The sequence below is a fragment of the Silvanigrella sp. genome, assembly GCF_044369315.1.
In the GTDB taxonomy this organism is placed as follows: domain Bacteria; phylum Bdellovibrionota_B; class Oligoflexia; order Silvanigrellales; family Silvanigrellaceae; genus Silvanigrella.
The window spans coordinates 1-11,063 of record NZ_JBIPMD010000096.1; the positions used below are offsets into that span (position 1 = coordinate 1).

The following is an 11,063-nucleotide window of genomic DNA, read 5'->3' on the forward strand; positions in this document are numbered from 1 at the left end:
CTTTTTTTACTATCTTGACGGTTCTTTTTACGGAACCTGATTTCTTTCCTTTTCCTCTCGCGAGAAAATCTACTTAAAACCATGGAACCGCACTCTGTTTTTGCTTTCTTCTCTTGTCAAATAACTTACCTTTGCTCGATTTTTCTCATTTCTGAGACTTTTCGCTAGCAGCGAGAACATCTAGCTACACAACAGGATCTGAGTTGTCAAATCTTTCTTTCAAAAAAAATTAAAATTAATTTAACTATACATAATTATTAGATTTAGTAAATTCTACAATCCGTTGAGCAGCCAACTCAACTATGTCTTGTTCTTGCGTTAAGGAAGCTCGAAAGTATCCAGGAGAACCAAAGGCAGCGCCAGGAACACATAATACTCCAACATTTACAAGATCTTCACAAAACTTTCTGTCATTTACAATTGGTGTTTTAGGGAAAACAAAAAAACCGGCATCAGGGAGATTTACATCTATACCACCTGCTCGTAATATTTTAACAAAAGCTTCCACTCTTCTTTCGTAAATTTTAACATCAATTCTTGTATTGTACATTAAAGGAATTAATCGCTGCATTAGCCTTGGGGCACTTACAAAACCTAAAACACGCGATGAGTTTCTAAATGCATTTAATGCTTCTGCAAAAGCAGGATCATTTCGCCAAGCAATATAACCTATGCGTTCTCCAGCTAGTCCAAGATCTTTTGAAAAGGAGCGGACAAGCCATGTATTACGGTACAAACTCAATAAGGGCGTAATTTTCTCTTCTTTATAAATAACCCTACTATAGGGCTCATCAGATAAAAGCTGAATGACCTGGCCATTTTTTTCTTTTCTCTTCATTAATACATTGATAATATTTTCTAGTGTATCTCTACTATAGGCAATTCCAGATGGATTATTAGGTGAATTCATAATAACAACTTTTGTTTTATTTGTTATTTTTTTTTCAAAGTCTTGGATATTAGGCTGATGAGAATCATCACATTTTACAATAATAGGTTTAGCACCAAAATTTTCTGCATAAGGAATATATTCAGGAAAATAGGGGCTAAAAATAATAACTTCATCATCTTTATCTAAAAATGCTCTTAAAAGAATTTGAATGGCACCTGCAGCTCCTACTGTTAAATAAACAGAGTTACTTGAAATTTTTACTTTTTCAGATTTTGTTAATTCGGCTGCTAAAAAGGTACGCGCATCTTCTAATCCAGCAGAATCCATATATCGATGACAACCTTTTTCATAATTTGAAAGCAAATGAATAAGTAAATTATTTATTTGAATAGGAGGCTCTAAATCAGGATTTCCTAAAGATAAATCAATCAAATCTATATCTGGGTTATTTAATTTGAGTTTTTGTCCCAGCATAAATATTCTCCTGATATCCCCCCCCATTTTTGATAATTCAATAAATTTTTTTGAAAAGAAGTTAGAAATTTCATTATTTTCTGAATAATTCATTATATTATTCCTATTTATAAAATAAATTACACTAAATTAATAATATTTTGTTGCAAATATTTTTTTAAGATACACAAAATAAAATCAAGCGATAAATTAACATATATAATATTTTTATACTTTAAAAAAGACTTTAAGTATTTTTTACAAAAAAATTTTATTTATAAGAAATTTTTATCATGATTTGTTAATTTAATCTAAAAAAAATAAATGCTATTTTAGCTATCATTTTCATTTATTAAAAATTGATTTACCAAAATAAATAAATAGCTTTCTAAAAAAATTAGAAAGCTATTTAATGGTATTAGCCTAACAAACGGAGTGCTGCACTTGTAGATTGGTTTGCTTGCGTAAGAACAGCAACACCAGCCTGTTTAAGAATATTACTTTGCGTATTTCTTGTTGTTTCTTCAGCAAAATCGGTATCACGGATACGGCTATTCGCTGCAGAAAAGTTTTCACTTTGAATTGCTAAGTTTGAAATAGTAGAGTTTAGACGATTTTGAATTGCACCTAGATCTGCTCTAAAACCAGCAATCGTATTAATAGCATCATCAATTTTAGCGATGGATCTTTGAGCTCTATTTTTTGAAATAGTAGAATCTTTTTCGCCTTCTTGATAAACACCAATAGATTCTTCTGTATTGTCGTTACCACGTCCTAATTTTAGTCCAACAGTACTTGTGTCAATTTGATCAAACTTAATTCGAATAATGTTAACTGGATTTCTTCCAAAAGGATCGTCTAAACCTTGTGAGTCAACATCTTTATACCAGTTTTTACCAACTTGAATTTCAAATGGAGGAGTATTCGCACGATCCAACATTTTTGCATCTGGAATTTTGTCTTCTGCATTGGAACCAACTAATAATAAACTTCCGTTGTATTCAGTTGAATTTGTAATACGATCGATTTCATCTTTTAAAGCCGTATATTCTTTATTGATAAAATTACGTTCATTATTCCCAATGGTATCCGATGCACCTTGAACAGAGAGCTCTCTTAAGCGGTTTAAAATATTTCCAATTTCATTCATACCACCTTCGGCTACTTGAACCATTGAAATACCATCGTTTGCATTTCTTTTGGCCATATTTAAGCCTCGGATATCTGCTTTAACTTTTTCACTAATAGCAAGTCCGGCTGCATCATCTGCAGCTCTATTGATTCTAAATCCGGAGCTTAATTTTTCCATTGATAAATCATTTGCCATTGTTGAAATGGACAGCGCCCGCTGTGAGTGAAGAGATTGTATGTTGGTCTGAATTCGTAAACCCATAACCTGTTTCCTCCATGAAACCTAAATACACTCCTAAAAGGAGTTAGCAATCTTCCATGATTGCCAGATTCCCTGTTTCAAATAAACGTAAAAGATTTTATTCTTATTACGGTGGCTTTAAAATTTTCTTTTTAAATTTTATTATGCCATCATAAACAAGGACTGAAATGAAAATCGGATTAATACGGATCCAATTAACTGGGTAATGATTGCATGTAACAAGTATAAGACATTTTAATTTTTAAAAAAGATATTTAAATAATAAAATAAATTTATTTTAGAGGATGAAATGAAACCCGCCATAGACCAATTAAAAAAAGATAAAAATATATTAAAAAATTTAGGAAGAATTGGAGTTGTAGCAAATCAAACATCTGTGACATCGTTTTTTGAACCATCTACAAATATGATTTATGAAGCCACAAAAAATACATCAAATGCAATTGTGACTTGTGTTTTTGGACCTCAGCATGGTTATTTTCAAACAGAACAAGATAATATGAAAGAAACACCAGACGATTATTATTATTTTAATGATGGGAAAAAAGTTCCTCTCTTTAGTTTATATTCAAATACAAGAAAACCAACAGAAGAACATTTAAAAAATGTTGATACCTTAGTTGTTGACTTACAAGATATAGGTTGTAGAGTTTATACATACATGCTTACATTAGCAGCTTGTCTTCGTGCTGGCTCAAAATTTAATAAAAAAGTTGTTGTTTTTGATCGAGTAAATCCTTTAGGATTATCTGTTAAAAATAAACAAAATAAATGGAATTACGTTGAGGGAGATCGGTTAGAAACAAAATGGCATAGTTTTGTAGGGTGGTATGACATACCAATGAGACATGGCCTATCCATGGGTGAACTTGGATTTTACTTTATAAAATGTGATGGATTAGCATTAGATTATAAGGTGATTGAAGTTGAAAGTTTAAAAAGGGCAGTAGATATTTATTATTTAAAAAACACAAAGTGGGCAATGCCGTCTCCAAATATTCCTTCTTGGGAATCTGCATTTATGTTTCCTTCTTTTGTAACTTTAGAAGGTACAAATATAAGTGAAGGAAGAGGCTCAACAATTCCATTTCAATTAATTGGTGCCCCTTGGTTAGACAATAATATGTGTATAAATTTTTTAAATGAAAATAAAGATTTATTTTTAAAGGATCAAAATAAAATAAATTCAATCATTTTTAGACCTCATGATTTTAGACCAACTTTTAATAAACACCAAGGAAATATTTGTAAAGGGATTCAATTTCATATTGAAGAACCAGAAAATGTTAATTTATTTTCTTTAGGAATGTGCTTTCTTTATTATTGCAGCAAATATCAGAGTAATGACTTTGCTTGGGCTAAACCTGGCTATGAATATAACTATGAAGATTTACCTATTAATTTAATATTAGGAACTGAAAAATGGATTCAATTTTTTTCAGAAAAAATGACAGCTAATTCTATAAAAGAACTAAAAGAACATTTAAAAGATTCTAACGATAACGGACAAACTTTTATGAATGAAATGGAACCATTATTAATTTATAGAGAATAATAATGACAAAACAAAGTTTTTCTAAAACTACGGTTTCTAATATTTCAAAATTTTTATTAGATAGAAATTTTTTCTATTTTATCATACCATGCCTTATTTTGTACACATTTTTTAAAATATTTATAAATATATATAACTGGGATAATAATTTTTTATCTTATTTTCCAAAAGAAATTAAAATAAATTATATAAAAGGTTTAGACTTTATTGATATTTCAAAATTATTTTTAATATGTTTTTTTTCTCTTTTAGTTCCATCTATTATTATCAGATTTTGCATTGGTATCATTTTTATAAAGTCACAATTAAAAGTTCAAAGATTTTTTTCATTTTTAATCATTATTATTTTCATTTTTACAACAAAAAACGATGGTTTTTCCTTTGGTATCATTCAAAACAAATCAGAATTTATAACAAATATTTCAAGATTTATAAATAATTTATTTATTGGATTTTTTATTATATCTATTATGATTTTTTATGTAAATTTAAATGACAATATTCAAAAAAGAAAATGGAGACTTTTTACTTTATTTTTATTAATAATTGCTTATTTAGTTTTTGATTGGAAAAAAACAAAAGACTTTAGAGAACTCACGAAAGTGAACATTGAAAACAGCGAATTATTTTTCATTATTGAAAATACAAATAAAAATGAATTAGAAAAAATTCAAAAAAATTCAGACTTTAATTATTTAAATCAAAATTTTCAAATAACTTCTAATGAAATTCGACTTACTTCAAATAATAATATCTCAAATTATTTTTCTCTTTTAACAGGACTTTACCCATTCGAAACAGGAATTCGAGATGAGATACCCAGTCAATCTTACTTAGATTATTTGAATGACTATGTAAAAAACTTTAAAAAAACTGATAAATTTATTTATATAAGTAATATAGGAACTCCCTCAAGCCTTGGAGCAATTACAAGTAAATTTAACGGCGAAATTGTTTGTGATAATAATGTAAGTAGTATAAATAAATATTCAATTATAGAAAATTTAAATCCTTTTTTAGTATTTATGCCTCCTTCTCTTATCATTAAAACAATTCCAAATGCTTTATGCCTAAAGTCAATATCAAATATAGATGAAAATATTTTATCTGATCTTTATTTTGGAATTAATTACCCCACAGATAAAAACAAACTTATCATTTCATTTCTAAATAAAAAAGATAAAGAGTTTAATATATTTAGAATAATTGAAAAGATAAATGAAACTCTGGAATCGGATAAATTAAAAATAAACATTTTATTTCTTGATTCAAAAAGCTTATTTTCAGAAATTTTATACCTAAACAAAAAAGATAAAAATACATTAATTTATCAAAATATTACCGACATTGGAAAAAGAGAACTGATAAACTATAAGCAAGACTTTAAATTTGAATACCTTGAAGAAAACAAAAATATATTAGTTTCGAAAAATGCGGAAGTTATTAATGGTAGAGTATCCTTAAATTTAAATAATTCAATTATTCAATCAATGAATTTTAAAAGGAACTTTATGTGTTTTGAAAATGAAACGACATCACCTATAATCTCTTATTATGAAAGAAAAATTCTTGATAATCCTCAAAAAATCATTTCAAATAACAGCATATTAAATAGCAACTGCCAAAAAAGCATTGAAAATAGTTATATTTCAGATGTTTCATTATTATTAAATGAAGATCTTTTTAAAAAAATATTCATTTTTATCTCGGATAAATTATGAAAAAAACAAAATCTAAAAAATTGACCAATTTTATTCTTTTTTTATTTGTATTAGCGATATTAATATTTTCATTTAAAAATCAGATATATGGGTTTTTAATAAATTTTAAAAGTTTGAGCGAAATCATAAATAAAGCTCATTTAGACGAATATATTGATTTAGAAACATCAAACTATGTAAATATAAACTATTTAAAGTATACCAATATGATTTCTGATAAAAATCTATTTGAATACTTTCATTACCCTAAAAAAAACAAAGTTAAAAAAATTAATTTAAATGATTTAATACTAAAAGATAATAATATATTAAATATTGAAAAAACAAAATCAATTGATGATGTTATATCCTATAAGTACATGAACGACAAAAATTCAGTTTTAAAAATGAAGTCAATTATTTTATTACCTGGTGAATCTATTACTTGTGATTGTTTAGAACTCATAGCGGATCAAACATTAATTTTTGAGAATAAAGGAGTAGCAGCAAATAAATTTGAAACACCAAGTACACTTAATATTACTTACGATAATAATGAAACAAATAGTTTTGAAATTAAAAATAATAAAATAACTAAAATACAAATTCCTTCTGGCCTAAATAGTAAAGGAATAACATTAAGCTGGAACAAAAACCCTTCTGGAATTTTAATATTTCATGGTATTGAAAAACCACAAAATAAAAACAAGTCTATTTTTATAAATTTAAAATCAAAAAATATTTCTAATAACTTTTATAAAGACATATCAAGCTTTTATTCAAAAGAAAAATTATTTATAAATAGAAACTCTTTCCCTTTAGCTGCAAAATATGAAGAAAATATCATTACATTAGAATCTTTTAATAACTATTTAAACAATGGTTTTACTTATAAATCTCATGATATTTTTATAGAAAATGAAAAAAACTTACTAAAGCAAGTAAATTTAAATTCAAAGTATTTATTAAGAATAAATGTATCTTTCAAAGACTCAAAAGAACAAGCGATAGAGCATGCAAATACGCTTATTAAAATAAATCGTGAAAAATCAATATTAAATATAGATAAATTAATATCAGAGTCTATTAATATTTCATCGTCAGACATTGTTCGAATAGATATCTCTCCAAAAGAAGATGATACCGAGAACACCGTTTTAAGTATTTTAAAACAAATAGACAAAAACAATAATATATTTATTTTAATTGGAAATGATTTTGATATGAATAAACATAATAATCTTTCAGATCAATCGATTATTATGTTTTTACCTCAAAATGAAAGTACATCTTTTAAATCTATAAGTCAGTTAAACGAATACACACCTATTCAACAAAATTTGTTATTAGATATCTTTTTATTGAATATTAAAAATCAAAAAATACCAGAACAAATTATTAAAAAAGAAAAAGTGATAAGTACTCTATCAGAACAGGATGAATATTATATTTTTAATGAAAATGATTTTTATTCAAATAATAAATTTCATATTCCCTATAATAAAATGCATGATTATAATGATATCATTAGACAATCTAGAAATCGATACCAAATTAGAGATATTTTAATTACCTTTTTTAAATTTAGAAATATAAAGTTTAAGCTAACATCTAAAGATAAAATTGCTAGATGTTTTTCTAATCAAAACATAAAGCTAGGACAAATTTACTTTGATTCCAAATTTGAAACCTATATTGCTGATTTGAAAATACAAGGTGATGATGTTATAGAGGAGCTGCAAGTAAGTTGTTTGATACATTCAGAGAATTTTTTGAATGATTATAAAATAGAAGCCTCTAAAGATAGCAAACAATTAAATCAACTTCAAATTGGAATGGGTCAATATTTGTTACAACCTAACACAAATATCATTAAAGATAATTCTTTATATTTTAACAATATATCTGATTTTAATTTATTATATTCATTTAAAAATCCTGCAAATTTTTTTCCAAATGAAAGTAAAGATATTATAATTTGGTCTCAAAATTATCCATCCCTCTCCAATAATTTAAATTATGCAATAAGTTGCAAAGAGAAAAAATGAATCGTAATTATCACACCTTAGAAAACAAAATCATTTTATCCGGGGATACTTTTTCAATTAAAGATGATATTAAAAAAATAGGTGGAAAATGGGATTCTAGCAATAAATCCTGGTGGCTTTTAAATAGTCAAATTGCAATTGAAAATATTATGAAACTTGGATTTAAATTAACTGATATAGAAGTTATTCCCCAGCCTAAACTAAATACGAATAATACACTACAAAACAACACAATGAGTGTGAGTCATTTTGTATTATTTATTGAATCTATAATTAAAAAAAACATGCCTGGGAAATATTGGATTAATGGAGAAATTTCAAGCTTTAAGTCATCTAATGGGCATATATTTTTTGATCTAATTGATAAAGAAGAGAAAAATGAATCAGCTTTAAATTCTTTAAAAGCAGCAAGTATTTCTTGTATATTATGGTCTGGGCGTAGACAATTTTTAGAAGAAAAAATTTCAAAAATTTTATTTAAAGATGGCACAAAAATTAAAATTTTTGTCTCATGTGATTTTCGAAAAGAAGGTTCTAAAATTTCTGCTATTATTGATGATATTGACCTTCAATTTACGCAAGGTGAACTTGCTTTACAAAGAATTAATATTGTTTCTGAACTAAAAAAATTAGGACTATATCATAAAAATAAACTTTTAAAATTAAATAACTTTCCATTAAATATTGCCCTAATTACCGCAGATAATAGCCGCGCTTTTTCAGACTTTATTGATGAGTTAAAACTCTCGAAATTATCTTTCCAAATTTCTTTATTTGATTGCAATATGCAGGGCGAAAAAACGTCTGAAAATGTTTCAAAAGCCTTATGCCATATATCCGATCAAATTCACCGATATGACTGTGTTGTCATTACAAGAGGCGGTGGGAGTAGGCTTGATTTAAGATGGTTTGATGATTCAGATATTGCAAAACAAATTGGCTTAAGCAAAATTCCTGTTATAACAGCTGTGGGACATTTTGATGATATTAGTATTTCAGACGAAGTTTCTTTTCATTCTGAAAAAACACCTACTGCAGCGGCAAGATATTTAATTGATAATATATTTAATTCGCTTCATACTTTCTTCATGAGATTAGAAAAAGTAACTCATTTGCTATTAAAAAAAACCTCTGCTGAAAGACAATTTTTATTTTCAATTGAAGAAAGATTATCACGCGCTGCAATTCGAAGATTAGAATCCGAAAAAAGACAATTAAAAGGCTACTCCCAAATTTTGAAAGTATTTCAAACCAGTATCACACAAACTTTGAATCGAGGTTATGCCCTTGTTTATGATCATAAGGGAAACCTACTCAAAGGAAAAGATTTTTTACAACAAGCTCCCCCAATTGATCTCAAACTTAAATTCGCAAGTGATTGCGAAAATCAACATATCTTTGTAGATGTTTCTGTGAATGAGATAACACAAAAGAGTGATCCTTCTTAGTTATCAATTAGAAATTCTAAAATATGGAAAAGAAATGGAAAATCAAAACTACAATTCAATTCTGACACGTGTTAACCATATTTTAACAAGTATGGAAAATGACTCCATTCCTATCGATGAGCTTTCCCAAAAATTGGAAGAAGCTTATCTTCTAATTGAAAAATTAAAATCCCATCTTTTTGATTCTGAAGTCCAAATTCAACAAATAATCAATTCAAGAAAAATTCTTACAAACCCAGAAGAGGATAAAAATGGATCTCAATAATCTTCCTAGAACAAAAATTGTTTGTACCCTTGGCCCATCATCAAGTACAAAAGAAATGATTTCAAAACTAATTGATGCGGGAATGAATGTCGCTAGGTTGAACTTTTCTCATGGTGATCACGCCATGCATGCTGCAAATATTGCTCTTATCAGAGAAATTTCAAAGGAAAGAAATGTTCAAGTTGCTATATTACAAGATTTGCAAGGTCCAAAAATACGAACTGGAAAGTTAAAAGATGGCGCGATTACAATTACAAGAGGACAAAAAGTAACTTTAAGATATGCTCCTGAGCAAACTTCTCCCGAATTTATTCCAATTGACTATCGTGAACTTGCGAATGATGTTAAAATAGGCGCCCGCATTTTACTAGATGATGGCCTATTAGCAATGAAAATTACAGACATTAGAGGAACCGATGTCGATTGCGAAGTGACTCATGGAGGTCTTTTAAAATCGAGAAAAGGGGTGAACTTTCCAGAATGCCATCTTTCTATTCCTGCAACAACAGAAAAAGATATTCGAGATCTTTTATTTGGTGTTGCTCAAGGTGTGGACTATGTTGCTTTATCCTTTGTGCAAACTCCAGCGGATGTAACTAAACTTAAAATGATGTTAAGAGCATTAGGTGCAGATACTCCTGTTATTACTAAAGTAGAAATGCTTGGCGCCGTTCAATATATTGATGAAATTTGTACTGTTTCTGACGGAATTATGGTTGCTCGTGGTGATCTTGGTGTAGAATGCGGTTTTGCAAACGTTGCGGCATATCAAAAGAAAATCATTGAAGCAGCTTTAAATAAAGGCAAACCAGTTATAGTGGCAACTCAAATGCTCGATTCTATGATTGAACATCGCAGACCTACAAAAGCAGAAGTTTGTGACGTTGCGAATGCCGTTTTTGACCATGCTGACGCAACTATGCTTTCGGGTGAAAGCGCTTCTGGTAAGTACCCAGAACTTGCTGTCGCTACCATGCGCAATATCCTTGACAGGGTAGACAAAAGCAAAAGCATAGCACCTATAGAACCAGTTCCTTTAACAAGAGCAGAAACAGAATCTTCTGCTGAAGTTTTTGCAAGAACAACAGTTGAGCTTGCAGAAAAAATGAAAGCGACAGCAATTATTTGTTTAACTTTAACAGGCAGTATGGCGAGATATGTTGCAAAATATCGCCCACAAACTCCCATTATTGCATTTAGCCCAAGACCCGATGTTGTCAGAAAACTTTGTTTAGTTCGTGGTGTTGTTGGTGTTTTAAATAATATTTTTTATGATACGGATACTGCATTTTCTGAAATTGCTAACTAT

8 protein-coding genes are annotated in these 11,063 nt (G+C 28.2%); 6 read left to right on the top strand and 2 right to left on the bottom strand.

The window, feature by feature from the left end; genetic code table 11:
- Window positions 1–244: 244 nt before the first annotated feature.
- Together ACIQ56_RS09220 and ACIQ56_RS09225 are read right to left on the bottom strand one after the other, a co-directional pair.
- Window positions 245–1,459 (bottom strand): pyridoxal phosphate-dependent aminotransferase, encoded by a 1,215-nt coding sequence (locus ACIQ56_RS09220; RefSeq protein ID WP_397600777.1) that lies wholly within the window; start codon window positions 1,457–1,459, stop codon window positions 245–247.
- A gap of 304 nt (window positions 1,460–1,763) precedes the next feature.
- Window positions 1,764–2,738 (bottom strand): flagellin, encoded by a 975-nt coding sequence (locus ACIQ56_RS09225; protein WP_397600778.1) that lies wholly within the window; start codon window positions 2,736–2,738, stop codon window positions 1,764–1,766.
- A gap of 289 nt (window positions 2,739–3,027) precedes the next feature.
- On the opposite strand from ACIQ56_RS09225, the gene ACIQ56_RS09230 reads away from it, so the two are divergent.
- The 6 genes from ACIQ56_RS09230 to pyk form a co-directional block, all read left to right on the top strand.
- Window positions 3,028–4,293 (top strand): exo-beta-N-acetylmuramidase NamZ domain-containing protein, encoded by a 1,266-nt coding sequence (locus tag ACIQ56_RS09230; protein ID WP_397600779.1) that lies wholly within the window; start codon window positions 3,028–3,030, stop codon window positions 4,291–4,293.
- Window positions 4,294–4,295: 2 nt separating this feature from the next.
- Window positions 4,296–6,014 carry a hypothetical protein gene (locus ACIQ56_RS09235; RefSeq protein ID WP_397600780.1) on the top strand — a complete coding sequence of 573 codons (1,719 nt, stop codon included), beginning with the start codon at window positions 4,296–4,298 and terminating at the stop codon, window positions 6,012–6,014.
- Entirely contained in the window at window positions 6,011–8,041 is a 2,031-nt protein-coding gene (locus tag ACIQ56_RS09240; protein ID WP_397600781.1) for a hypothetical protein, read from the top strand. Before ACIQ56_RS09235 ends, ACIQ56_RS09240 begins: the two co-directional genes overlap by 4 nt.
- Window positions 8,038–9,489, top strand: coding sequence for an exodeoxyribonuclease VII large subunit (gene xseA / locus ACIQ56_RS09245; RefSeq protein ID WP_397600782.1), 1,452 nt, complete (start codon window positions 8,038–8,040; stop codon window positions 9,487–9,489). The genes ACIQ56_RS09240 and xseA overlap by 4 nt, the downstream gene beginning before the upstream one ends.
- A 34-nt stretch (window positions 9,490–9,523) precedes the next feature.
- Window positions 9,524–9,754, top strand: a complete 231-nt coding sequence (locus ACIQ56_RS09250) for an exodeoxyribonuclease VII small subunit (protein ID WP_153421163.1) — start codon at window positions 9,524–9,526, stop codon at window positions 9,752–9,754.
- Window positions 9,741–11,063 (top strand): pyruvate kinase (gene pyk, locus ACIQ56_RS09255; RefSeq protein WP_397600783.1); only part of this gene is annotated, 1,323 nt, incomplete at its 3' end. The genes ACIQ56_RS09250 and pyk, both read left to right, overlap by 14 nt.